Annotated in this window: 18 protein-coding genes; 8 read left to right on the plus strand and 10 right to left on the minus strand. The window is 62.3% G+C overall.

Annotation, left to right across the window (positions count from 1 at the left end; all coding sequences use genetic code 11):
• Nucleotides 1-2: 2 nt before the first annotated feature.
• From sdhA to OB03_RS00450, 5 genes are all read left to right on the plus strand, one after another.
• Nucleotides 3-1,787, plus strand: a complete 1,785-nt coding sequence (gene sdhA, locus OB03_RS00430; protein ID WP_242912610.1) for a succinate dehydrogenase flavoprotein subunit — start codon at nt 3-5, stop codon at nt 1,785-1,787.
• Between the two features lie 14 nt (nt 1,788-1,801).
• Nucleotides 1,802-2,605, plus strand: a complete 804-nt coding sequence (locus OB03_RS00435) for a succinate dehydrogenase iron-sulfur subunit (protein ID WP_242912611.1) — start codon at nt 1,802-1,804, stop codon at nt 2,603-2,605.
• A 20-nt stretch (nt 2,606-2,625) separates the two neighbouring features.
• Complete coding sequence (locus tag OB03_RS00440) at nt 2,626-2,946, plus strand: 2Fe-2S iron-sulfur cluster-binding protein (RefSeq protein ID WP_242912612.1); 321 nt, start codon at nt 2,626-2,628, stop codon at nt 2,944-2,946.
• Complete coding sequence (locus OB03_RS00445) at nt 2,918-3,751, plus strand: kinase (protein WP_461342845.1); 834 nt, start codon at nt 2,918-2,920, stop codon at nt 3,749-3,751. Before OB03_RS00440 ends, OB03_RS00445 begins: the two co-directional genes overlap by 29 nt.
• A 123-nt stretch (nt 3,752-3,874) precedes the next feature.
• Nucleotides 3,875-4,129, plus strand: coding sequence for a hypothetical protein (locus OB03_RS00450; protein ID WP_242912614.1), 255 nt, complete (start codon nt 3,875-3,877; stop codon nt 4,127-4,129).
• A gap of 6 nt (nt 4,130-4,135) precedes the next feature.
• On the opposite strand, the gene OB03_RS00455 is transcribed toward OB03_RS00450, so the two are convergent.
• Complete coding sequence (locus tag OB03_RS00455) at nt 4,136-4,984, minus strand: haloacid dehalogenase-like hydrolase (protein ID WP_242912615.1); 849 nt, start codon at nt 4,982-4,984, stop codon at nt 4,136-4,138.
• A gap of 46 nt (nt 4,985-5,030) precedes the next feature.
• Nucleotides 5,031-7,382 carry a sensor histidine kinase gene (locus OB03_RS00460; protein WP_461342846.1) on the minus strand — a complete coding sequence of 784 codons (2,352 nt, stop codon included), beginning with the start codon at nt 7,380-7,382 and terminating at the stop codon, nt 5,031-5,033.
• Nucleotides 7,383-7,496: 114 nt separating this feature from the next.
• On the opposite strand from OB03_RS00460, the gene OB03_RS00465 reads away from it, so the two are divergent.
• A complete protein-coding gene (locus tag OB03_RS00465; protein WP_242912617.1) occupies nt 7,497-7,907 on the plus strand; it encodes a metallopeptidase family protein in 411 nt (136 codons plus the stop codon).
• A gap of 51 nt (nt 7,908-7,958) precedes the next feature.
• Here the strand turns inward: OB03_RS00465 and OB03_RS00470 are convergent, their stop codons facing one another.
• The 6 genes from OB03_RS00470 to OB03_RS00495 all read right to left on the minus strand — a co-directional run bounded on the left by OB03_RS00470 (nt 7,959) and on the right by OB03_RS00495 (nt 17,614).
• On the minus strand, nt 7,959-9,377 hold the full coding sequence (locus OB03_RS00470) for an RsmB/NOP family class I SAM-dependent RNA methyltransferase (RefSeq protein WP_461342847.1): 1,419 nt from the start codon (nt 9,375-9,377) through the stop codon (nt 7,959-7,961).
• Nucleotides 9,374-11,332, minus strand: a complete 1,959-nt coding sequence (locus OB03_RS00475; protein WP_242912618.1) for a potassium transporter Kup — start codon at nt 11,330-11,332, stop codon at nt 9,374-9,376. Before OB03_RS00475 ends, OB03_RS00470 begins: the two co-directional genes overlap by 4 nt.
• Before the next feature lie 73 nt (nt 11,333-11,405).
• Nucleotides 11,406-12,140 carry a DUF1223 domain-containing protein gene (locus tag OB03_RS00480; RefSeq protein WP_461342848.1) on the minus strand — a complete coding sequence of 245 codons (735 nt, stop codon included), beginning with the start codon at nt 12,138-12,140 and terminating at the stop codon, nt 11,406-11,408.
• Nucleotides 12,141-12,273: 133 nt separating this feature from the next.
• Complete coding sequence (locus OB03_RS00485) at nt 12,274-14,490, minus strand: prolyl oligopeptidase family serine peptidase (RefSeq protein WP_461342849.1); 2,217 nt, start codon at nt 14,488-14,490, stop codon at nt 12,274-12,276.
• An 11-nt stretch (nt 14,491-14,501) separates the two neighbouring features.
• A complete protein-coding gene (locus OB03_RS00490) occupies nt 14,502-16,697 on the minus strand; it encodes a prolyl oligopeptidase family serine peptidase (protein WP_461342850.1) in 2,196 nt (731 codons plus the stop codon).
• 104 nt (nt 16,698-16,801) lie between these two features.
• Complete coding sequence (locus tag OB03_RS00495; protein ID WP_242912622.1) at nt 16,802-17,614, minus strand: potassium channel family protein; 813 nt, start codon at nt 17,612-17,614, stop codon at nt 16,802-16,804.
• Nucleotides 17,615-17,655: 41 nt separating this feature from the next.
• On the opposite strand from OB03_RS00495, the gene dapF reads away from it, so the two are divergent.
• Both dapF and OB03_RS00505 read left to right on the plus strand, forming a co-directional pair.
• On the plus strand, nt 17,656-18,519 hold the full coding sequence (gene dapF / locus OB03_RS00500) for a diaminopimelate epimerase (protein WP_242913095.1): 864 nt from the start codon (nt 17,656-17,658) through the stop codon (nt 18,517-18,519).
• An 87-nt stretch (nt 18,520-18,606) separates the two neighbouring features.
• Complete coding sequence (locus OB03_RS00505; protein WP_242912623.1) at nt 18,607-20,883, plus strand: NADP-dependent malic enzyme; 2,277 nt, start codon at nt 18,607-18,609, stop codon at nt 20,881-20,883.
• 60 nt (nt 20,884-20,943) lie between these two features.
• Here OB03_RS00505 and OB03_RS00510 read toward each other — a convergent pair whose 3' ends face one another.
• Together OB03_RS00510 and OB03_RS00515 are read right to left on the minus strand one after the other, a co-directional pair.
• A complete protein-coding gene (locus OB03_RS00510) occupies nt 20,944-22,686 on the minus strand; it encodes an AmpG family muropeptide MFS transporter (protein WP_242912624.1) in 1,743 nt (580 codons plus the stop codon).
• Between the two features lie 34 nt (nt 22,687-22,720).
• Complete coding sequence (locus tag OB03_RS00515) at nt 22,721-24,268, minus strand: response regulator (protein ID WP_461342851.1); 1,548 nt, start codon at nt 24,266-24,268, stop codon at nt 22,721-22,723.
• Nucleotides 24,269-24,307: the final 39 nt, after the last annotated feature.

The raw sequence follows: 24,307 nt of genomic DNA on the forward strand, positions 1-24,307 counted from the left end.
CCATGGCTGCTTACGAGCTTATCGATCACGAATACGACGTCGTTGTCGTCGGCGCGGGTGGCTCGGGCCTGCGCGCTGCACTCGGCGCCGCCCAGCAGGGCCTGAAGGTCGCCTGCGTCACCAAGGTCTTCCCAACCCGCTCGCACACCGTGGCTGCCCAAGGCGGCATCTCGGCTTCGCTTGGCAACATGGGCGAAGACTCCTGGCAATGGCACATGTACGACACCGTCAAGGGTTCGGACTGGCTGGGTGACCAGGACGCCATCGAATACCTCGTTCGTAACGCGCCCAAGGCCGTTTACGAGCTGGAACACTGGGGTGTGCCTTTCTCGCGTACCGACGAAGGCAAGATCTACCAGCGCGCCTTCGGCGGTATGACCCGTAACTTCGGTGAAGGTCCGGTTCAGCGCACCTGCGCCGCCGCCGACCGCACCGGCCACGCCATCCTGCACACCCTGTACGGCCAGTCGGTCCGTCGCGAGGTCGAGTTCTTCGTCGAGTACTTCGCTCTCGACCTGATCATGCAAGACGGCACCTGCACCGGCGTCACCGCCCTGCAGCTCGACAACGGCCAGATGCACCAGTTCCGCGCCAAGATGGTCGTTCTGGCCACCGGCGGTTACGGTCGTGCCTACTTCTCGGCAACCTCGGCCCACACCTGCACGGGCGACGGTAACGCAATGGTGCTGCGCGCCGGCCTGCCGCTGCAGGACATGGAATTCGTCCAGTTCCACCCGACCGGCATCTACGGTGCCGGCTGCCTGATCACCGAAGGTGCTCGTGGCGAAGGTGGTTACCTGACCAACTCGGAAGGCGAGCGCTTCATGGAGCGCTATGCGCCGACCGTGAAGGACCTTGCTCCGCGTGACATGGTCTCGCGCTCGATGACCATCGAGATCCGCGAAGGTCGTGGTGTTGGCCCGAACAAGGACCACATCTACCTGCACCTCGATCACCTCGATCCGGCCATCCTGCATCAGCGCCTGCCGGGTATCTCGGAAAGCGCCAAGATCTTTGCTGGCGTGGACGTGACCAAGGAGCCGATCCCGGTTCTGCCGACCGTTCACTACAACATGGGCGGTATCCCGACCAACTATCACGGCGAAGTGCTGACCCTGCGCGACGGCAATCCGGACAGCGTTGTCCCGGGCCTGATGGCAGTGGGCGAAGCGGCTTGCGTCTCGGTTCACGGTGCAAACCGTCTGGGTTCGAACTCGCTGACCGACCTCGTGGTATTCGGCCGCGCTGTTGGCCTGCGTTGCGGCGAAGTCGTCGACAAGGCAGCGCCGGTTCAAGCCGCTCCGAAGTCGCAGATCGACGCCCACATGGCTCGCTTCGACCGCTTCCGTTACGCTTCGGGTTCGACCCCGACGTCGGAACTGCGTCTGTCGATGCAGCGCGCCATGCAGTCGGACGCCGCCGTGTTCCGTACCGGCAAGACGCTGGAAGAGGGCGTTCAGAAGCTGCGCGCCATCGACGCAGCGGGTTCGGACATCAAGACCACGGACCGTGGCCTGATCTGGAACACCGACCTGATGGAAACCCTCGAGTACGACAACCTGATTTCTCAGGCTATGGTCACCATCGAGGGCGCTGCCAACCGTACCGAGTCCCGCGGCGCTCACGCCCGTGAAGACTTCCCGGATCGCGACGACACCAACTGGATGAAGCACACCCTGGCGTGGAAGCGTCCGGGCGAAGGCGTCCAGATCGATTACCGTCCGGTTCACAACTACACCATGTCGGACGAGGTCTCGTACATCGAGCCCAAGGCACGCGTGTACTAAGGAGGATTTGAAACATGGTTCAACTCAACCTCCCGCGCGGCTCCAAGCCGACCACCGGCAAGGTCCACAAGGCTCCGGCTGGCGCGAAGAACGTCAAGTCGTACAAGGTCTATCGTTACGATCCCGAAGTGGACGCCGATCCGCGTTGGGACACCTATGAAGTGTCTTCGGACGACCACGGCCCGATGCTGCTGGACGCCCTGATCCACATCAAGAACACGATCGACCCGACCCTGTCGTTCCGCCGTTCGTGCCGTGAAGGCATCTGCGGTTCGTGCTCGATGAACATCGACGGCTCGAACACCCTCGCCTGCACCAAGGGCTGGGACGAGTGCAAGTCGCACAACATCACCATTGCTCCGCTGCCGCACCAGCCGGTCGTGAAGGATCTGGTGACCGACCTGTCGCTGTTCTACGCCCAGTACGACTCTATCCAGCCGTACCTGCAGTCGGACGTTCCGGATCCGGAAAAAGAACGCCTGCAGACGCCGGAAGAGCGCGAAAAGCTCGACGGTCTGTACGAGTGCATCCTGTGCGCCTGCTGCTCGACCTCGTGCCCGAGCTACTGGTGGAACCAGGAAGAGTACATCGGTCCGGCAGCCCTTCTGGGTGCCTACCGCTGGATCTCGGACAGCCGCGACGACGCCACCCAGAAGCGCCTCGACGATCTGGAAGACCCGTTCAAGCTGTACCGCTGCCACACCATCATGAACTGCGCTCAGGTGTGCCCGAAGGGTCTGAACCCTGCCAAGGCTATTGCCGAGACCAAGAAGCTGATGGTCGCTCCGTCGCGTAAAAAGGAAAAAGCGTCCGCGTAAGCGGGCGCTAAGCCTTCCCCGTGGCAAAGATCAAATACATCGAGTTCGATGGCCGCGAGCATGAGATCGAGGTCAAGAACGGCCTTTCTGTCATGGAAGGCGCTGTCCGGAACAACATTCCGGGTATCGACGCCGACTGCGGTGGGGCCTGCGCTTGCGCAACTTGCCACTGCTATGTCGACGAAGAGTTTCTGGATGTGACGGGCCGCCCGTCGGCGATGGAAGAGTCGATGCTAGACTTCGCCGAGAACGTGCAGCCTAACAGCCGCCTTTCCTGCCAGATCCGCGTTAGTGATGATCTGGACGGCTTGATTGTCCGGCTTCCGGAAAATCAGCACTAAGATGATAGACCCCCGATTGCCTGAGGCCGTCGGGGGTTTTCTTTTATCCCGCCTAAGGCCCGACCATCCCGTTATATTCGGGATCGCCGGCAGTCAGGGATCGGGCAAATCCACCCTCGCGGCGCATCTGGCCAAAACGTATGGGGGTGTCAGTCTTTCGCTCGACGACGCCTATCTGATGCGTGAGGAGCGGGTCGAGTTGGCCCGCAGGGTCCACCCCCTGTTTCACACGCGAGGTGTGCCGGGTACGCACGATCTGGAACTTTTGGGTCGTGTATTGGACGCTTTGCTCGATGCCTCGGAGAACAGCGAGACCCCCCTGCCCGCGTTTGACAAGCTGGCCGACGAGCGCCTCCCCATTGACCAATGGCCGGTGTTCAAGGGGCGTCCGCGCTTTGTCATTCTGGAAGGATGGTGCCTTGGAGTCCTGCCCGAGCCAGAGGCACGGCTGGCTGATCCGGTGAACACACTCGAAGCGGAGGCAGACGTTCTGCTCCACTGGCGCGAGACTGTGAATCAAGAGTTATCAACCGCTTATGCCGCGCTGCATCAAAGGTTGGAGGCTTTGGTGTATTTGAGAGCGCCCGACTTCGACACGGTGCTGGACTGGCGCTGTGAACAGGAGGCCGGGCTTTTGGGCGTGGAATATATTCCGGCCGGACGGCGCGGGGCGCTGGCTCGCTTTGTGGCCCACTTCCAGCGATTGACCCTATGGATGATGCAGGGGGGCATCAGGGCCGATATGACGGTTGATCTTGATACCCGACGCCGTGTTGTTGCCATCGCGATGAACCATACCACCTGATAGGATGAGCTCCAGTAATCGCCTGCCTCTGCGGGCTGTGTCAGGTTTGTTGTTGTGTTCGGTTTGTTCAAACGCGGCGAAAGCGCATCGTCTCTAAAGCCTATTTCCGGCCGCGGTACCGTGATGACGGGGCAAATGGACCTGCCTTGCAGGCTGAAGGCGGCGTCGGACAAGCGGCTTGAGGTGGCGCTGGAGCGCGGGACGGGCGTATCGGGCGCGATGATCGTGGTCGATCACGCGCGCGGACTGGCGATGGACGTAAAGGTAGCGCAGGCCAAGGGAGCCGAGGTCAGCTTCGAGATCGTGCGCAGCCACGATTTACGTGGACTTGTCCCGGCGCGACTGAGCCGCGCGCGGGACGTCTATAACCGCCGCTAGGGCGCGTCAGATACCGGCGGGCATGGTGCCCGAGTTGATCGCGATGCGGCCCACCAGGCCCTTGACGATCAGGTCCAGAGCCGAGCCCTCGCTATAGTCGGCGGCGGCCACAAAGTTCACGCGGTCTTCCGAAATGAGCGAATAGACCTTCTTCTGGTCCTTCTCGTTCGAGCGCGGGTCATAGACGGCGATCGAGAAACCACCCTTGGTGTGCATCATCTTCATGGTCGGCACATCGGTGTCACCATCACCGAGGAAGATCATACGGTCGAACGGGATCGGGCGATCCTCGTCAGGAATGAAGTGGTTTACCCGCTCGTGTTCCCAATGGTTGTTCACGCCCTTGTTGATGCGGAACAGGTACTGGGTCTTGGTGGTATAGTTCACACCTACCGCCGGCCACGCGGCCTCGCCTTTGTCGTCATAGACATAGTGGCTGGCGAAGACGTGCTTGAGAGCGGGACGGATCGGCGTGCCGTCGATCATTTCCTCGAGGCCTGCCGAGATGATGTAGTGCTCGATCTCGAGGTTGTACTTGGCACCGAAGGCGTTGATGCGGTCAAACCAGGACAGATCGCGAAGCCCCTCGAACAGGGCGACGTCCTTGCCGTGATCGCTCAGCATCTCGCGGGTGATGGAAATGCCCTTGGCGCGGGCGTGCTGCAGCATAAGCTGCATATACATCAGGATACCGTCGGCATCGGCCGACTTGGTCAGGGCCTCGGCCTCTCCCCAGAACGCGCCAATGTCCATGCCCACGGACGGGATGAAGCTGACCTCCTGCATGTTTCCACGGGCAAGGGTGCCATCGAAATCATAGATCAGGGCAGTTTTCAGCGGGGCGTTTTCGGCCATGGGGGCAGAGGTTCCTAATGTCTTGGACCGGCCCTGTAGCACGAAGTCAGTCTAAAATCAGTTCCGGTATGGCTGCCGAACTTTGGGCCTTGGTCGGAAGGCGCAGGATGAAGGTCGCGCCCTTCCCGGGTGCCGACTCCACTTCGGCAGTTCCGCCGTGCAACTCCACCAGCGCCTTGACCAGCGCCAATGCCACGCCCGGCCCGCCGCGCTCGCGCCGTACGAACCGGTCGAATACGTGGGCCTGTAGGTGGAAGGGAATGCCGCGCCCGGTGTCGCTGACACGAATTTGCACCTCTTGCGGTGATGCCACTACAGCCAGTTCGACCACGCCGCCGTCCGACACAGCACGACAAGCATTTTCCAGCAGGTGATCAACCGCCTGCCCCACGCGATGCTCGTCCGCTCGCAGGATGGGCAGCTCGTCAGGCAGGGTCAGTTCCAGTCGGGCACCGCGACCTTCGATCTTGGGACGGATCGTCTGGCAGAGTTGCGAAAGCAGGTCTCCGAGGCGCACATCGCCGAGCACCAGTTCCATTTCACCGGCGTCGATCTGGGCCATGTCGAGAACATCGTCGATAGAGCGCGCCAGATGGCTGGCCGCAACGCGGATTGCTCCAGCGTGCTGGCGGCTGCGCTCCGGCATATCGCCCATGGCCTCGAGCAGTTCGGAATAACCGACGATAGTCGTCAGCGGTGTTCGTAGTTCATACGAAACGCTACCGACGAACTCACGCTTAAGAGCCTGACTTTCGGCCAGCGCGGCCTCCTTCTCGGCCAGAGCCTGCTCCAGTCCACGGCGTGCCGTCTCGTCGCCGAATGCCACCAGGGTAGCACCGTCAGGCAAAGGCCGGGTCTTCCACACCACGAACCTGCCGTCTTGCGTACGGCCCTCGCCCGAGACGGGGATACGGCTCTCCGGGTCGGGATCGGCCACGCGCGCCTTTAGCCCCATCCACAGCGCATTGTCCGGTAGGAGGGCGCGGCACAGTTGTGCCACGTCGTCAAAGTCCTGCGCATTGTCCAGCTTTTCCTTAGACAGGTTCCAGAACGCCTCGAAGGCATCGTTACGCAGACGAAGGCGACTGTCGGAGCCGAACACCGCCACGGCGTCCGACAGCTTGTCCAGCGTCGCCATCTGGACCTGAATTTGCGCATTGTAGCGGCTGCGCAGGTTCAACTCGTCGGTGATGTCCGAGAAGATCAGCAGGATGCCGCCCAGCGGGTGCGGCTGGCGGACGACGCGCAGGGTCCGACCGTCGGGCAGGCGCCACGTATCGTCGGGCGAGGCCTGGGCTGCGCCATAGAATTCCAGCTCGTGAGCTTTCCACTGGGCGTAATCGACCACTTCGGGCAACAGGCGGCGCTGGCGCAGGCGATCCAGAAGCTCGCCATGCGTCGGGCGTTCGTCCAGCCATGCAGCATCGATATTGAACAACTGCTGGAAGGCGGTGTTGTGGAAGGCCAGACGCTTGGCCGGACCGAAGATGGCCACGGCATCGGCAAGGTGGTTCAGCGTCTCGTCATGGGCTTCAACGTGACGGCGCAGGGTGTCGCGCGTCTCTTCGGCCTCGGTCATGTCGATGGCGAAGGCGATAACCGCCCCTCGCCCGCCGATCAGCGGCTCTGCCGTGATCTTCCATGCGCGGCGTCGGCCATCGGACGAAATCCAGCGGAAGCCTTCCTGACGGCTGTTCAGGCGTACGGCCTCCGCGACGATGGCGTCGGCGCCGCGATCAAAGCTGATGCCGTTGTCGCGCGCGCCTTGCAGACTGTCGCAGCGGGTTTCGTGCAGCCACGCACCGTTCGCCCAGACCAGCTTGCCCGAGCCGTCCACCACCCATGTAGGCGATGGCGACTGCTCGGCCAGAACGCCCGGACCGGCCTCCATGCCGATGGCGTGGGTGACCTTGGACAGGCGCACCCATGCCCCGCCCCCCAGAGCGCGTCCTTCGACAGCCCAGGAGCCTTCACCGGACTCGATCACGGTTTCGAAACCCTCGCCCTCATGCAGAAGGGCGATCATGCGGTTGGGATGCAGGCGTTTTAGGCGGGCGGTAAGCTGGTCCGCAGCGGTCCGAACGGCCTCCTCGCTCGGTTGCCCCCCGTTCGGGAGGGGCTGCTCCACCAGATGGAACAGTGGCTCCCGGGGGCCATAGATCGCTCGCACAGACCCTTCTGGCGACAGGGCAAGTCGCAGATCATCAAAGGCGTTCAGTGCGCCCGCACAGGCGGCGGACTGGATCAAGGCGTGGGTGGCCTGTTCTTCAACAGCCTGTTCGCGGCGTTTGATACTGCGATGCAGGCGGGCGGCCCATGCACTGACCGCGAGCGCCAGACCCGCGGCACCAGCCGTGGCCACATAGGCGATGTCGGCGGCGATGTCGGCCTCGGCCATACCCACTCCAGCGCGCAAAAGGTTGATTCGCGTTTACCATAACCTGATTGGGGGCTTTTCGGCGACGCTTGATGCCGTATTGCGCCATCGGATTTGAAGGGCGATATCGCGAGTATGGAACAGCCATGGCACGACCAGACCGCCCCTTCGCTCGACGACTTCGACCGTATGGCCAGGCAGGCCTTTGACGCCCTGCCCGACCTGTTCCGGCAGGCTGCGGCGGATGTCATTATTCGGATTGATGATTTCCCCGATGACGAGATCCTTCGCGATCTGGAAATCGAAGACGGTTTCGAACTGACCGGCCTCTATGTCGGGGCACATGTGGGGGAACGGGACGGGCTTGGGCCTGCGCCGGAACCGTCGCGGGTATTTCTCTATCGACGGCCTATTCTGGACGAGTGGTGCGAGCGGGGCGACGTGGGCCTGTTTGAACTGGTGTCCCATGTCCTGATCCACGAACTGGGCCATCATATGGGTCTGGACGATGACCAGATCGATGCCATCGAAGACGCTGCAGACTGATCGCAGGCATTAAAAAAGGGCAGGTACCTCGCGGCCCCTGCCCTTGTTTGTTTAGTAGCGCTGGAGATGCGCGATGAAGAAGCCGTCGAGACTGCCCTTGTCCGCCCACTGACCTGGCAGAATGCGCAGCCAGCCCTCTTTGGTCAGAGCCTCCTGGGGCGCACCGACGTCCTCAGGATTGATCGGAGCCGTTTTGAAGGCGCTGTTGCGGCGAAGGAAGGCCAGAATCTGGGTTTCGCCCTCCTCGCGCTCCAGCGAGCAGACGCAATAGACCATTCGGCCGCCAGGCTTCACCTTGTTGGCGGCGACGTCCAGCAGACGGTGCTGGACATCGGCCAGCTTGGCGATATCGGTCGGGCGCACGGCGCGCAGCGCCTCTGGGTTACGGCGGAAGGTGCCGGTCGCCGTGCAGGGGGCATCCAGCAACACAGCGTCGAACTGGCGACTGTCTTCCCAGTCCTCGGCCGGAATGGCGATGACTTCGGCTTCCAGCTTGGTGCGGGCGAAGTTCTGGCGCAGGCGCTTCAGACGGCTTTCCGAGCGGTCCAGCGCCACCACCGAGGCACCCGCAGAGGCGATCTGAAGGGTCTTGCCACCGGGGGCCGCGCAAAGGTCCAGAATCGTCTCGCCAGCCTTGGCATTCAGGATGCGGGCCGGAATGGCAGCGGCGGCGTCCTGTACCCACCAGTCACCATTGTCAAAGCCCGGCCACTGGGCCACATCGCCGCGACGTTCGGTACGCAGGGTGCCGCCCGGCAGGCGGGTGGCCTCCAGCGGCTCGCCGACGGTGGCGGGATCGATATCCGGCTTGATCGAGATATCGGTCGGTGGCTCGAAACGGGTAGCCTCGGCCAGCCCTTTCAGAGCCTCGTCACCGAAATTGGCCTGCCAGCGTGCTGCGAGCCAGTCGGGCAAGTTGGCGACCGGCGAGGTCACGCCATAGCCGTCGCGGTCGATACCGCGCAGGACGGCATTGATAAGGTTCTTGTACGGTCGGGTCTTGTTATCGCGCTCGGCCAGTTTGACGGCGGTCGATACTGCCGCGAACGCAGGCGTCTCCAGTACCAGCATCTGCGCCAGTGCAATGCGCAGGATGGTCAGGGTCGGCAGGCCGGGCATAGTCTTCAAACGACGGCCCATGATCTGGTCGATTTCGCCCAGACGGCGCAGGGCACCCATTGCCGTGGCGCGCGCAAACGCGCGGTCGGCGGGCGACAGGTCCTTGGCCGGGCTCCTGGCCAGTTCCTCGTCCAGACCCGTGCGTTTTTCCAGCCCCGCGTTAAGCAGTACACCTGCCACCATACGCGCCTGAACACCCACTTCCGGGAACCGGTCCTCGCCCTTCGGACGGGGCCCCTTGGCACCGCCCGAATGGGGGCGGTTGTTCGGGCGGTTAGCGGGCTTGCCCCGCTTGGCCGGACGGGCATGGCCATCTTTGTTGATGACGGTCTTTTCGGGCGGGCGGCTCATACGGATACCTGCGTTCCAAGCTCGACCACGCGGCCTGGGGGAATACGGAAGAAGTCGGTCGGGTTGGCGGCGTTACGCATCAGGAAGATGAAAAGCTTGTCCTGCCACATGGGCATGCCCTGACGGGCGGTGGGAATAACGGAGCGACGGCCGAGGAAGAAGCTGGTCGACATGATGTCAAACTTCAGACCTTGGCGACGGCACTGGGCCAGTGCCTTGGGCACGTTAGGCGTCTCCATATAGCCGAACGTGAGAGTGATGCGCTTGAAATCGTCGGAAATGACTTCGATGGCTATCCGCTCGTCCGCCCGAACGCGTGGGCGATGCGAGGTGTGGACCGTCATGATGATGTTTTTCTCATGCAAGACTTTGTTATGCTTGAGGTTATGCATCATCGCCACGGGCGCGACCGTCGGGTCTGACGTCAGGAAGATAGCCGTGCCCTGAGCCCGATGGGGCGGACGGGCGCTGAGCATATCGATAAGATCGGTCAGCGGCAGGCTGTCACGGCGGGTCTTCTCGCCAAGGATTTGCGTGCCGCGCACCCACGTCCACATCAGCAGCACGATCAGCGAGCCAATCAGCAGCGGCATCCATGCGCCGTCAGGCAGCTTGAGCAGGTTGGAGCTGAGGAAGATCAGGTCGACAAAGCCCATGGGGATCAGCACGGCCAGCACACCCCACAGCGGCCAGTTCCACTTGTGACGTGCCACGGTGAAGGCCATCAGCGTATTGACGAACATCACGCCGGTAACGGCAACGCCATAGGCCGCCGTCAGATTGTGGGTGTTCTGGAAGGTCACCAGCAGGAACAGGACACCCACCATCAGCAGGCCGTTGATGGCCGGCACGTAAATCTGACCGGCCTGGGTCTCGGAGGTGTTGCGAATATCCAGTCGCGGTAGAAGTCCCAGCTGCACTGCCTGTTGGGTGACCGAGAAGGCACCGGTGATAACGGCCTGCGACGCAATCACGGTGGCGGCTGTCGCCAGCAGCAACAGCGGCCAGTAGATCAGCTGCGGCACCATGTTCCAGAACGGGTTGTCCAGCGCCGTGGGGTGCGACAGCAGGAAGGCCCCCTGACCCAGATAGTTCAAGGTCAGGCAGGGCAGAACCACATAGAGCCAGCCCTTGCGAATGGGCGACTTTCCGAAATGGCCCATGTCGGCATAGAGCGCCTCGGCACCGGTCACGGCGAGGAAGACGCTGCCCAGAATGACAAAGCCCAGTACCGGGTTCTTGGCCAGCAGGGTCAGGGCGTAGTGGGGCGAAAGCGCTTGTAGGACCGACAGGTCGTCGAACAGGTGGAACAGACCCAGTGCGCCAAGGCTGAGGAACCAGGCCAACGTGATGGGGCCAAAGAACTTCGCCAATCCGGCGGTCCCGTGCGACTGCACCGCAAACACGCCGATGAGAATGATGCCGGCGATCGGCACGATGAAGGGATTGATGGCGCTGCCCACGCCGGGCGCACCGCGAATACCCTCAATGGCCGACAAGACCGAGATGGCGGGGGTGATGACGCCATCGGCATAGAACAGGGCGGCACCACAGACGCCCAGAACAAACAGATAGGCACTGCGACGGCCAAGAGCGTTCTGTGCCAGCGCCATTAGCGACAGCGCACCGCCTTCGCCGCGGTTGTCCGCACGCATCAGGAAGGCGACGTATTTGAACGTCACCACGATCATCAACGCCCAAAAGGCCAGCGACACCACGCCCATGATGGCCAGACGCGGGTCACCTAGGGCTTGAGCATGGCCCACGGCTTCGCGCAGGGCGTAGATCGGACTGGTGCCGATATCGCCAAACACCACACCAATCGCGCCAATCAGCAAGGCGCGCTGGGCAGCCTTGGACTGGGGGGCAGGGACTTCCCCGCCTTGGTGAGGTTGAGACGGTTGATGAGAAGCGCCGACCGCATTTTGATCGTCGCGCGGGTGATCCCCGACCATGCAAATCCTCCGGGTCGCGCGGGAGACGCGCCCATCAAGAGCGGCGGGCCTTTAGACCCTTTCCATCAGCGGTTCAATCGTGACGAAGTTCCGGTAGCGCCGCAGCCGAGATTATACGCCGATCCACTTTGGATTGCAGCATGACCAACAAAGCTTCGCCGCGACGGGCGGCCTGGGTGGCTTCCTCGGGGAGGGTGTACAGCGCAGGGCGGCCGCTCCAGTCGCCTAAGCTATAGATTTCACGAACAACATTGATGTGGCTGACGCTCTGTCCGCGATTGTCTCCGGCGCGCACAACGACCGTCTGCACCCCCGGAAGATAGCGGACCGCCACCACTTCAGCACCCCCTTGAGGGGCGGGACCGGACCCGACGCCTACGCGATCGCCGGTTTCACGAAATTCAATTTCCGGCGGCCAAGTGTCCTGTTTTGAATGATCGGCGACGGCGGCCATCAAGTCTGACGGACGGGTCTGGGTGACGGATTTTTGACCCGAGATGACCACCTGCGGGGTAGCGAGACTGCGAAGGCCCAGTGCCTGACGATAGGCGCGCTGGCGTTGCGAAAACTCGGGGCGGGCAAAGGTGTCTGACCAGCCCAGATAGTCCCAGTAGTCGACGCCATAGGTGAGAACCACCACCTTGGGGTCCTGTGCAGCCATGCGCACGACGCTCTGGTTCGCCGCGGGGCAGCCGGTGCAGCCTTGAGCTGTAAACAGTTCAACGACCACAGGCGTCTCCGCCCCCAGCGCATGTCCGGCAGCCAGAAGCGTTCCACACAGGACGGGCAGTGCAATCGATCTGCGCACGCACTACCCCCAAAGCCATTCAAGGTGGCGGGAGTGTAACGACAGTCTGGCGCGGCGCAGGTCATAAATGCGTGAGGGGCGACAGACTGTCGCCTGTCGCCCCTCGAGAAACCTTCGACGGGAACGTCGCGGGTTACTTGTCGTCCATCAGCTGTTGGCTGAGATAGACATAGTGGCGTGCCCAGCGACGGGCGTTGGCCACGGGGTCGGCGTCGTTCGAGTGACCGCCGACTGTGTCCTCGTAATAGAGGTGATCGTGGCCCTGATCGCCCAGACGCGCCGCGAATTTGCGGGCATGACCGGGGTGGACGCGGTCATCCAGCGTGTTGGTGGTGATGTAGACACGCGGATATTCAACGTCCGGACGCAGCAGTTGATAGGCCGAGTATTTGGAAATGAACGCGGCATCACCCGGAATGCGCGGGTCGCCATACTCGCCGATCCACGAGGCACCGGCAGGCAGTTCCTGATAGCGCATCATGTCGATCAGCGGGCTCTCAATGACCGCTGCGTTGAACAGGTCGGGGTTCTGGGTGATCGACACGGAAGTCAGAACGCCACCGTTCGAGCGACCATAGATGCCGAGGTGGTCGGACGAGGTAATGCCGCGTGCGATCAGGTCGCGCCCCACCGAGGCGAAGTCGTCAAACGCGCGCTGGCGGTTCTCGCGCAGGGCGGCTTGGTGCCATGCGGGGCCGAACTCGCCACCACCACGGATGTTGGCCTGCACGAAGACGCCGCCGTTTTCCAGCCAAAGCTTGCCCATCTCCGGCTTGTAGGCGGGCGGGAAGCTGGCTTGGAAGCCGCCGTAACCGAACATGATGGCCGGAGCCTTGCCGTCCATCTTCATCTCGCGCGGACGCACGATAAAGTAGGGGATCTTGGTCCCGTCGGTCGAGGTGGCCTCGAACTGTTCGACCACGTGGGTCGAGGCATCGAACTTGGCCGCAGCCGCCTTCATCGGAGCCACAGCGCCGGTGTTGAAGTTGGCGAGGCTGAGGGTCGGCGGGGTCAGGAAGCCTTGGGTCGAGACAAAGACACGGCCCGTCGAGCGCGAAGCCGAGCCGAGGTTCACGGCCACGTTCTCCGGCACGGCGATGGCATTCTGTTCCCAGCCGTCAGTGCCGAGGGTGAAGCGGGTCAGCTTGCCCACCACATTGTCGGCGATGACAGCCATGATGCCGTCTTTCATCACCGAAACGTCCTGAAGCGACTGGCGCGCGTTCGGCGAGAAGACGAGCGCGGCTTGCTTGGGATAGGCAATGCGCGGACGCTGCACGTTCAGCAGGTTAAGCGGCACCGACAGCAGGTCGCCGCCCTTGTAGCCGTGACCGTCAAATGTCCAGTCCTGATCCAGCGAGAAGATCAGATTGCCGTCCAGCATGCCCTGAATGCTGACACGCTCGGGCAGTTGCAGTTGCCACGGCTTGCCGTTTTCGTCGTAGGCCCAGATTTGCGAGCGGAAGGTGTCAAGCGGGCGGCTGAAGAGCACGGCCTCGACCGAGCCATCAACCTTGCGCATGACGATCGGCGAGACGCCATAGCCGCCGTCCGACTGTTCGCCGCGATAGACTTCGGTCGCCTTGTCCAGCGTCTCGCCGCGGTTCAGGACTTTGACCATGAAGGGATAGCCGCTCTCGGTGAGCGAGCCTTCGCCAAAGTCGGTGGCGACCAGCAGGGCGTTGCTGTGAAGCCAGCTGATGCGGTGCTTGCCTTCGGGGATAACGAACCCGCCATCGACGAATGATTTCGTCGCGACATCGAACTCGCGCACGACGACAGCGTCCTTGCCTCCGTCCGAAAGCGAGATCAGGCAAAGGTTCTCGGCGGGCGGCAGGCAGCTGACACCCTTGAACACCCAGTCACGACCCTCGGCCTTGGCCAGAGCGTCGAGGTCCAGCAGGGTTTCCCACTGCGGGTTTGGCGTGGCGTAGCTTTCGACCGAGGTCCGGCGCCACACACCCTTGGGGTTGGTGCCGTCCTGCCAGAAGTTGGCCAGTTGGTCGCCAAGGAAGCGGGGCGAAGCGATCCGGTCGTTCGCGGTCAGGATGACCTCGGCCTGCTGGCGGAAGGTTTCGTAGCGCGGGTCGGTCGTCAGGGCCGCAAGCGCCTTTTCGTTCGACTTGGCGACGAAGGCCATGGCCTCGGCACCCTGCACCTGTTCCAGCGCCAGATGGTCGTCCGCCGCTGCCACGCCTGCGGGCGACAGGTCGCGCGGGAAGTGCGGTGGGAGGTTCGACGCGGTGCTGATACCCCGTTGGCCGTCAAGACCGGCTGCGCCTTGGGTATGCGCAGCACAGGCACCCAGCAGCAGAGCGGGTAGGGCGGCGGTCAGAAGAAGAGATTTCATCATCGTTGGCATCACTTGTCCTGCGCGTTGTCCATCAGGCGACGGGTCAGATAGGTGTATTCCAGCGCTTGGCGGCGAGCCGTTTCGCGCAGGTTGGCACCGGCCGCGTGGCCACCGTCGGTGTTCTCGTAGAACAGAACCTCGTGGCCCAGTTCTTCAAGGCGTGCGGCAGCCTTACGGGCGTGACCCGGGTGGACGCGGTCATCCTTGGTCGAGGTGTGGATGAAGACTTCCGGATACGGCGCATCGGCGCTCAGGCGCTGATAGGGCGAGTACTCGGCAATCCAGGCGCGTTGTTCGGCGATGTCCGGATCACCGTATTCGCCACGCCACGAGGCGCCCGCCAGCAGCTTGTGGAAGCGCAGCATGTCGAACAGCGGCACTTGGATGATGGCCGCATTGATCAGGTCCGGACGCTGGGTCAGCATGGCACCCATGAACAGGCCGCCTTGCGAGCCGCCCATGATGCCAAGGTGTGGCTGGCTGGTGATCTGACGGGTGATCAGGTCTTGGGCCACGGCCTGGAAGTCTTCGTGGGCGCGTTGGCGGTTCTGTTGCAGAGCGGCCTGGTGCCAGCGCGGGCCGAACTCGCCGCCACCACGGGTGTTGGCGATGACATAGATGCCGCCGCGCTCCAGCCAAAGCTTGCCGATGGTGCCGCTATAGGACGGCAGCAGCGACGACTGGAAACCACCATAGCCGTACAGCAGGGTCGGGTTGGAACCGTCCAGCGGAGCATCTTCTTTGCGCACCACGAAGTACGGGATCAGGGTGCCGTCCTTGCTGGTGGCCTGATGCTGTTCGACGATCATGCCGGTGGCATCGAACTTGGCGGGCAGCGACTTGGAAACGGCGGCTTGGCCGGTCGCGGCGTCGGCGAAATACAGGGTCGACGGCGTCAGATAGCCGCTGACCGAGGTGAAGAAGCGGTCGTCCTCGTCCGAGGTCGAGCCGATACCCACGGTCACGTTTTGCGGCAGGTCTAGGCGGGTGCGCGACCAGTCGGCCGGATCATAGACATAGACCGAGCCGCGCACGTTTTCATAAAGGGCGACAACCAGCTTGTTGCGGGTGGCGCGTATGCTTTCGACAGCTTCGCGCTCGTTCGGGCTGATGATCAGTTGAGCCTGAACCGACTTATCGGCCTTCCAGGCTTCGAAGTCATAAGCAAACACGTCGCCGGTCTTGAAGCTTTGGCCCGACGGCGCGGTCCAGTCCTCGTCGGTGGAAACGACCAGCTTGCCTGCGACCAATGCGGTGATGCCGCCCTTCGCCGGCAGCGGAACCGGTACAACCGAGCCGTCGGCCTTCAGCTCGAAGGTTTCGCGGCTGTAGAAGTCCGTGGCGCGGTTGATGAAGGTCGCCTTTGCGTTACCGTCAGCATCACGCAGGACATAGGCCGAGATCGACATGTCGTCGCGCTGGCCTTCATAGACGATAGGGGCCTGTTCGACGGTTTGACCGCGTTTCAGAACGCGCACAACGCGCGAATAGCCCGAGGTCGTCTGGTTGGCGTCGGTGAAGGCGTCCGAGACCAGCAGGGTGTCGCGGTCGATCCAGCTGATGCCGCTCTTGGACTCGGGAAAGCTGAAACCACCCTCAACGAATTTGCGCTCGACGGTGTCGAACTCGCGTTCCACGGTGGCGTCCTTGCCGCCGTCCGATAGCGAGATCAGGCAGTAACGGCCCTCGGGCGGGAGGCAGGTCGAGCCTTTATAAACCCAGTTTGCGCCTTCGGCAGCCGACAGGGCGTCGATGTCCAGAATGGTCTCCCAGACCGGATTTTCCGAGTTGTAGGATTCAATGGTGGTGCGGCGCCAGATGCCGCGGACATGCTCGGCGTCCTGCCAGAAGTTGTCGATCTTTCCGCCGCGCGTCAGGCCTGCCGACGGGATGCGGTCGCGCGACTGGAGGATGTTCAGGGCTTGGTTATAGAGGCCTTCATAGCGGGGATCCGACTGTAGCGTGCCCAGCGACTTGGCATTGTGCTCTGCGACCCATTCGTTGACGCGCGGGCTGTCGATGTCTTCCAGCCAGAGATAGGGGTCGGTGGCGTCGGTCATGGCAAATCCGGACGTTGGGGCAGCGGAAATATTGGTGCTGGCGGCTTGGGCGCTCGCGGCGGCAGGCAAGCCGGCTCCGAGCAGAAGAGCAGCAGTGGCAGCCGCCGTACGATAGGCCGCGGCGCGGCTAAGGATGCGGAACATGGGTCCTCCCCAGACTATGAACTGGGCGTCACATTGACGGTGGTTCCATCCAACGACAAGGCAACAGAACGGCGCACGCTCAATTCCGCAGAAAATCCGCCAGCCTAGTGCCCTTCGTCCGGAATATTCAGCAGAAGGCCGCACGCCTTACAGTGCACCGCATCTTGATCGTGTTTCTGGAGGCCGCACTGGGGGCAGGGGAAGCGCACCTTGCCTGGCCGGATCAGGGTTTGAGCCAGACGGATAAACAGGGTGATCCCCACCAGCATAATGACGATGGAAATAACCCTGCCCCAGTTGCCGGGCAGGGTGATATCGCCGAAGCCGGTGGTCGAAAGGGTGGCGACGGTAAAGTACAGCGCATCCAGATAGCCATGAATGCCCTCGGCCTTGCCCCGGAAATAGGCATAGACGAAGCCGGTGGTGACAAAGATGAAGGTGACCAGCGCGGCACCGGCGCGAGTGACTTCCTCCACCCGGGTGTCATCGAATTTGCGCCCGATCGTGCGCCAGAACAGGTCGCTGTTCAAAAGGCTCCAGAACCGCAACAAGCGCAGGAAGCCGAAGTTCGCCAGCCATGCCGGAAACAGCAGCGTCGCCAGCACCATCAAGTCGACCCAGACTATGGGCTTTTTCAGCCAGTCCTTGATATCCGAATAGGCATAGGCCCGCGCGGCAAGATCCAGCCCGAGGATCAGGGCGATAAAGGCATCGGCGACATAGAAGGCCCAACCCGCCTCCTTCAGGATAGGAGCGGCGATGAAAAACCCGATGATGGCCAGATCGACCACGATCACCATCAGGCGGAATTTCACCGCATTGGGCTGGGTGCCATGGTACAGATAGCGCAAACGCGCCCTCAACCGCAGGCCGTCGGCCTTGGGAGTGTGGGTTTCGGGGTTACCGCTGGTGGTCATGACGCCAGCGATACATGAGTTACGGGGAATTCCCAGAGATGATGCTTGGTCAAAGCCAGACATCGGCCGATTGGCCCTATGTGAGGATGAATGGGGCGGGTAACGCCTTCATCGTCGTGGACGCCACCCAGCGCCCGTTCCAACCATCCGAATACGAAGTGCGCCGCTTGGCCTCTCCGGAAGCCGGCGTGGGCGGGTTCGATCAACTGATCTCCATTGAACGTGCTCATGACGCCGACGCCTTCATGCGGGTTTGGAATGCCGACGGCTCCATGGTCGAAACGTGCGGTAATGCCCTGCGTTGCGTGGGTTGGCTATTGTTGGATGGCAAGGCTCGCGATGCCGTGACAATCGACACCCTTGGCGGCATGGCGCGTGCCAGCCGTGCCGGAGATCTGGCTGTACGGGTGGACATGGGGAAGCCGCGTTTACGCTGGGACCAGATCCCGCTCTCCGAAGAAATGGACACACGCGGCATAGAGCTTCAGGTCGGCCCGATCGACAATCCTGTGGTGCATACGCCGGGGGCCGTCTCCATGGGTAACCCCCACGTGGTGTTCTTCACGGACAGGCAGGATGATGGCTTCGTTCGCGGCACCGGCTCGCTGATCGAACACCACCCTCTGTTTCCCGAGGGCGTCAACGTGGGTTTCGCCAATGTACTGGACCGCGGGACCATCCGCCTGCGCGTCTGGGAGAGGGGCGCAGGACTGACGCTGGCCTGCGGGACGGGCGCTTGCGCGGCCATGGTTGCGGCCAGCCGCAGGGGGCTGATTGACCGCTCGGCGAAGATGATCCTCGACGGTGGTGAACTCTTGGTCGAATGGGACGAAGGTTCGAACCACGTCTTTATGACCGGTCCTGTTGAAATTGAGAGGACTGGAAGCCTGAATTCCGTGCTGTAATGGAGTTTGACCGGCGCGCGTGTTGTTTCATTGCAAACGGCGCTCTAGGAACGACGAGTGGCAGCCCGCCTTTGGTTTGAGAAGTAGATGCCTGATTTGACTGACAAACAGACCTTCACCGACGAAGACGCCCTGGATTTCCACCGGGTGCCTACGCCCGGCAAGATTTCGATGGCACCGACCAAGCCAATGGCGACCCAGCGCGACCTGTCGCTGGCTTATTCGCCAGGCGTGGCTGTTCCGGTCCGCGCGATCGCCGAGGATCCTGACAAGGCCTACGATTACACCTCCAAGGGCAACCTTGTTGCGGTGATCTCGAACGGCACGGCCATTCTGGGTCTGGGCAACCTCGGTCACATGGCGTCCAAGCCGGTGATGGAAGGCAAGTCGGTCCTGTTCAAACGCTTCGCCGACGTCGACAGCTTCGACGTTGAAGTGAAGACGACCGATCCGGACGAGTTCGTCACGGTTGTCAAAAACATCGGCGACACCTGGGGCGGCATCAACCTGGAGGACATCAAGTCTCCGGAATGCTTCGAGATCGAAGCCCAGCTGCAAGACCTGCTCGATATTCCGGTCTTCCACGATGACCAGCACGGCACGGCCATTATCGCCACCGCCGGCCTGATCAACGCCGCTCATATCGCCGGCAAAAAACTGGAAGACCTCAAGGTCGTCCTGTCCGGCGCGGGCGCTGCGGGCCTGTCGACCATCGCCCTGATGAAGGCCGCTGGCGTCAAGGCCGAGAATACCGTCATCTGCGACCGCGACGGCGTCGTCTACAAGGGCCGCCCGTCGGGTATGGACCAGTGGAAGGCCGCACACGCGACCGAAACGCCTCACCGCACCCTGGCCGAGGCTATGGTCGGCGCTGACGTTGTCATCGGCCTGTCGGCCAAGGGCGCGATCAGCAAGGAAATGGTCGCCACGATGGGGCCGCGTCCGATCATTTTCGCCATGGCCAACCCTGATCCGGAAATCACGCCGGAAGAGGTCAAAGAGGTCCGCGACGACGCCATCATCGCCACCGGCCGTTCGGACTATCCGAACCAGGTCAACAACGTGCTGGCCTTCCCGTACCTGTTCCGTGGTGCGCTGGACGTGCGCGCCCGCCGCATCAACCACGAGATGAAGGTCGCCTGCGCCGAAGCGCTGGCCGCGCTGGCTCGCGAAGACGTGCCGGACGAGGTCGCCGCCGCATATCGTGGTCGCAAGCTGAAATTCGGTTCGGAATACATCATCCCGTCGCCGTTCGATCCGCGTCTGGTCTGGTACATCCCGCCGTTCATCGCGCAGGTTGCGATGGATACGGGTGTGGCCCGTACACCGATTGCCGACATGGATGCTTACCGCACCTCGCTGCGTTCGCGCGTCGATCCGTCGGCTGCCCTGATGCAGAAGATCTCGTCGGCCGTCCGCATGGGGCCGAAGCAGCGCGTCGTCTTCGCCGAGGGTGAAGAGCCTTCGGTCATTCGTGCCGCATGGGCCTTCAAGCAAGCTGAACTTGGTGATCCGATCCTGGTCGGTCGCGAGGAACTGATCCGTCAGAATGCGGCGGAAGCCGGTTTCAACTTCGACGAAATGGGCATCAGCATCATGAATGCCCGCGTGTCCGAGCGTAACGCCGAATACGTCGACTGGCTGTACAACCGCCTCCAGCGCCGCGGCTATCTACGCCGTGACGTCCAGCGCATGATCAACCAGGACCGCAACTACTTCGGTGCCGCCATGGTGGCGCGCGGCGAAGCGGACTGCATGGTCACGGGCGTAACCCGTAACTTCAACATGGCCCTGAAAGAAGTCCGTCGCGTTCTGGACGTGACCGACCGCATGATCGGCCTGTCGATCGTTCTGGCCAAGGGACGCACCCTGTTCGTGGCCGATACTTCGATCCACGAACTGCCGAGCGCTGAAGAACTGGCCGAGATCGCCGTGAAGGCAGCGGCCACCGTCCGCAAGCTGGGCCGCACCCCGCGTGTCGCCTTCCTGTCGTACTCGACCTTCGGTGATCCGCCGGGTGATCGTGGCGAGAAGGTCCGCGAGGCCATCCGCATTCTCGATGGTATGGATGTCGACTTCGAATACGAAGGCGAAATGCCGCCGGAACTGGCGCTCAATCCCGATGCCCGCGCCAACTACCCGTTCATGCGCCTGACGGGCGATGCGAACGTGCTGGTGATGCCGGCGATCCATTCGGCAGCTATCTCGACCCGTCTGGTTCAGTCGCTGGGCGGCGCAACCGTGATCGGTCCGCTGCTGGTGGGTCTGGAGAAGTCGGTGCAGATCGTGCCGCTGGGCGCGTCGGTCAGCGAGATCATCAACGCGGCGACCTTCGCGGCCTATGGTGCCGACGAGAAGGGCTGATCGCTTCAGGTCTGATGAAGACAAAAGAAAGGGCGGTGCCAGTGGCACCGCCCTTTTTCGTTAGGCCTCTTGTCCTTGCGCCTTCTTCAGCGCCAGATGTCGGGGCGCGACATAAAAGGCCAAGCCAATGGCAAACAGGCCGATCAACGTGGAGTAGAAGAAGAAGGTCATATAGCCCGCTCCCAAACCGGCGACGGACACACCGCTCTTGGCGGCGCCGTCGACCAGCGAACCCGCAGGCAGGTTACCGAACAGGCCCTTCAGCGGCGCAGTAAACCCACCTGCATCGGCGGATCGCGCCGAGGCCTCGACGATCTTGCCCGACTGCGATGCTACCAGCTTGCCGGGCAGGGCGTAGAGCGAACTAAACAGAGCGTACTGGGTGGCCGTGAAGCCAACCGAAGTCAGGCTCGACATATAGGCAATAAGGGCCGTGCCGGCGATACCGGTAGCCACGTTATCGGCACAGATAGCGATGAACAGGGCCGGCAAATCGTGGCCCTGCGTCGCCAGCCACGCGAAGATCAGGTTGGATACAGGGCTCATGAAGGCACCGATCACCATGGTGCGTATCAGGCCGAAACGCACCACCATCACACCGCCCAGGAACACGCCGATGGAGATGGCGACTACGCCGAAGATCTTACGAACCTCGCCGATCTCGAGCAGGCTGAACCCCAGATCCAGATAGAAGGGGTTCATGATGTTCAATACGAAATCGGAAAGGCGATACAGGCAGATAAGTGCAAGAATGGGCCCTGCCAGTTTGCCGAAGCGGATGAAAAAGTCCTTCACCGGAGCGCCGAACGACGACGCCAGATAGGCCCCCGGACGGGTGCGATAGCCGGGAATGGGCGAGCAACTGGCAAACAGCATACCGAAGCCCATGATGATCCAGACGAACTGGACCAGTACGCCTATGCCGCCACTCAGTTCCAGTCCGGCATTGAGAGCGGTCATGAGGCCTTGCGGCACGGCCCAGCCGATAGCCCACTGGAAGGCAGCAATCTTATCGGTCAGACCCGTGCCGATAAGGATGGCCGACAGGAAGATCATGGCGATACGCACCACCCACTCGATCTTTTCGGCAACGGGGCGCTCCGGAATGTCCGACACGGGAATGGGGCGGATGACGTGGGCCTGCTCACGCGGGGCAAGCAATACGCCCAAAAGGCCGAACACCATCAGGGCGGCCATGACCGCATAGGACAGGTTCCAGCTATAGAACTCGGCCAAGGCCAACGGCACAAAGCCTGCAATGATTTGGGCGACGCGATAACCTAGCTGATAGGCAGCAGCCATGACGCCTTGTCGGCTGTCGTCCACGGCCTCGATGCGCCACGCATCGATGGCGATGTCTTGAGTGGCCCCGAAGAATCCGACCATCACAGCAAAGGCCGCGACCAGCCCCAGATTTTCCTGCGGATTAGTGCCGGAAATCAGCCATAGCCCGAGTATGACAACGCACTGGGTCGCCAGCATCCATGAGCGTCTATGGCCCAACCATTTGGATAAAAACGGAATATTCGTCCGGTCTAGCAACGGTGCCCAGACGAACTTGAGCGCATAGACCAGCGTAGCCAATGCGAAGAAGCCGATCATCTCAAGCGAAACGCCGCTGTCGCGCAGCCACGCCGACAGGGTGTCGTAGATCAACAGGAACGGCAGACCTGCCGAGAAGCCGAGAAGCAACATCGCCAAGGGGCGACGCTCTAGATAGACCGCCAGCCCAGCCAACCGCCCCTTAGGCTTGGTACCGTTGTCGGTGGCCTTGTCGGCTTGCGTCTGATCAGGCTGCGCCATGCTTCACTCCGGCCACTGGCCGGACGGTCCGGCTCTAATTGTTTGCGGTCAACTTGGCGCGGTTGTTACCATTCGTCCAGCGGGCGAGCGACATCCGCAGGGCATCTATTTCCAGCGGCTTGGTCAGATGGTCGTTCATGCCCGCTTCAAGGCAGGCCGCGCGATCCTCGGCATAGGCATTGGCGGTCAGGGCAACGATTGGAGTGGAATGCCCAAGCGCGCGCAGCTGACGGGACGCGGTCACGCCATCCATGCGCGGCATGCGCATGTCCATGAAGATGATGTCGAACAGGTTGGTACGAGCGGCTTCAAGGGCCTCGTGGCCGTCGGCGGCGGTTTGGACCATACAGCCTTCGCGGCGAAGCAGGGTCTTGGCCAGCAACTGGCCGACGGGATTATCTTCGACCAGTAGAACGCGGACGCCTTTGAAACTGCCCACGGCCAGACGGTCGTCCTCAAGGTGACGGATCGACAGGGGTGCCACGACCGCGCGGGGTGCGGCCACCAGAATGCGCTCGGCCAGAGACTCCCGGCGCAGCGGTTTGATGAGGTAGCCATGGAAACCGCCACGCTTATAGCTGGCGATCATATCCCGTTCTGACGGCTTCAGCATGATGATAGCGCGCTCCGACGGAAGCGGGACGCGTGCGCCGTCCCCGGCCAGCGCATGATCGACCAGCACCACTTCGGCCTTGTCCGCGACTAAGCCGCCGCTGGCTTCGACCTGCATGGTTATGCACCGGCGAAGCATCGGGTCGGCGCTCATGATCTGCACCGACTGGCCTGTCAGCGGTCGCGAGCGGGGCGCGGCCCCGGCGATGCCGAACTGGGCTTCGAAGCGGAAACGGGCACCGGCGCCATCGGGACGGTCGGTTACCGTCACCTTACCCTTCATCGCCTGAGCTAATTTGCTGACGACGGCCAACCCCAGACCGGCACCATCATGCCGAGCCGCGTCTGAATGATCTGCGTGACCGAACTCTTCGAAGATACGGGCCCGCGCCTCGACGGGCACGCCGGGGCCGGTATCGTCGATGGTGAAGGCTATGCGCGGTTTCTGTTCCGTCCCGCCGCACCGCTCGACGGCGATGTGCACCCCGCCGCAGTCCGTAAATTTAACCGCATTCCCTGCGAGATTGAACAGAACCTGACGAAGACGGCCTTCATCGGCCATGATGTCGGGCGCGTCACTGGCGACCGACCACATAATTTCAAGGCCGCGGTCATGGGCACGCGGGCTGAGCAGTTCGGCGACGCTCCGGGTCAGGCTTTCCAGATCGACTGGAGCCGGATCGAACTCCAGCGCGCCGGCTTCAAGGCGGGCATAGTCCAGAAGATCATTCACGAGCCCCAGCAGATGTTCAGCCGATTTTTGTGCCGCTTCGGCGTAGGCGCGTTGTGCCCCGTCCATCCGCGTGCGTGACAAAAGGCTGAGCATACCGATCACGCCGTTCAGAGGCGTCCGCATCTCGTGGCTCATCAGGCGCAGGAATTGCTGCTCGGGTGCCGCCTGCGACAGCTTGCTGAGCGAGCTTTTCTTGCTAGGAGCCGATGCTGGCGTCTCGTTGGATCGTTCTGACATGAAGAACAGTCTGTTTTACGAATGTAAAAATCTGACGAA

The sequence above is a fragment of the Brevundimonas sp. GN22 genome (assembly GCF_054824005.1).

Excerpts from the sequence above, each read along its gene's own strand:
- sdhA (WP_242912610.1), top strand. The coding sequence starts at position 3 with ATGGCTGCTTACGAGCTTATCGATCACGAATACGACGTCGTTGTCGTC.
- OB03_RS00435 (WP_242912611.1), top strand. The coding sequence starts at position 1,802 with ATGGTTCAACTCAACCTCCCGCGCGGCTCCAAGCCGACCACCGGCAAG.
- OB03_RS00450 (WP_242912614.1), top strand. The coding sequence starts at position 3,875 with ATGACGGGGCAAATGGACCTGCCTTGCAGGCTGAAGGCGGCGTCGGAC.
- OB03_RS00455 (WP_242912615.1), bottom strand. The coding sequence starts at position 4,984 with ATGGCCGAAAACGCCCCGCTGAAAACTGCCCTGATCTATGATTTCGAT.
- OB03_RS00460 (WP_461342846.1), bottom strand. The coding sequence starts at position 7,382 with ATGGCCGAGGCCGACATCGCCGCCGACATCGCCTATGTGGCCACGGCT.
- OB03_RS00465 (WP_242912617.1), top strand. The coding sequence starts at position 7,497 with ATGGAACAGCCATGGCACGACCAGACCGCCCCTTCGCTCGACGACTTC.
- OB03_RS00470 (WP_461342847.1), bottom strand. The coding sequence starts at position 9,377 with ATGAGCCGCCCGCCCGAAAAGACCGTCATCAACAAAGATGGCCATGCC.
- OB03_RS00475 (WP_242912618.1), bottom strand. The coding sequence starts at position 11,332 with ATGGTCGGGGATCACCCGCGCGACGATCAAAATGCGGTCGGCGCTTCT.
- OB03_RS00485 (WP_461342849.1), bottom strand. The coding sequence starts at position 14,490 with ATGAAATCTCTTCTTCTGACCGCCGCCCTACCCGCTCTGCTGCTGGGT.
- OB03_RS00490 (WP_461342850.1), bottom strand. The coding sequence starts at position 16,697 with ATGTTCCGCATCCTTAGCCGCGCCGCGGCCTATCGTACGGCGGCTGCC.
- OB03_RS00495 (WP_242912622.1), bottom strand. The coding sequence starts at position 17,614 with ATGACCACCAGCGGTAACCCCGAAACCCACACTCCCAAGGCCGACGGC.
- dapF (WP_242913095.1), top strand. The coding sequence starts at position 17,656 with ATGCTTGGTCAAAGCCAGACATCGGCCGATTGGCCCTATGTGAGGATG.
- OB03_RS00505 (WP_242912623.1), top strand. The coding sequence starts at position 18,607 with ATGCCTGATTTGACTGACAAACAGACCTTCACCGACGAAGACGCCCTG.
- OB03_RS00510 (WP_242912624.1), bottom strand. The coding sequence starts at position 22,686 with ATGGCGCAGCCTGATCAGACGCAAGCCGACAAGGCCACCGACAACGGT.
- OB03_RS00515 (WP_461342851.1), bottom strand. The coding sequence starts at position 24,268 with ATGTCAGAACGATCCAACGAGACGCCAGCATCGGCTCCTAGCAAGAAA.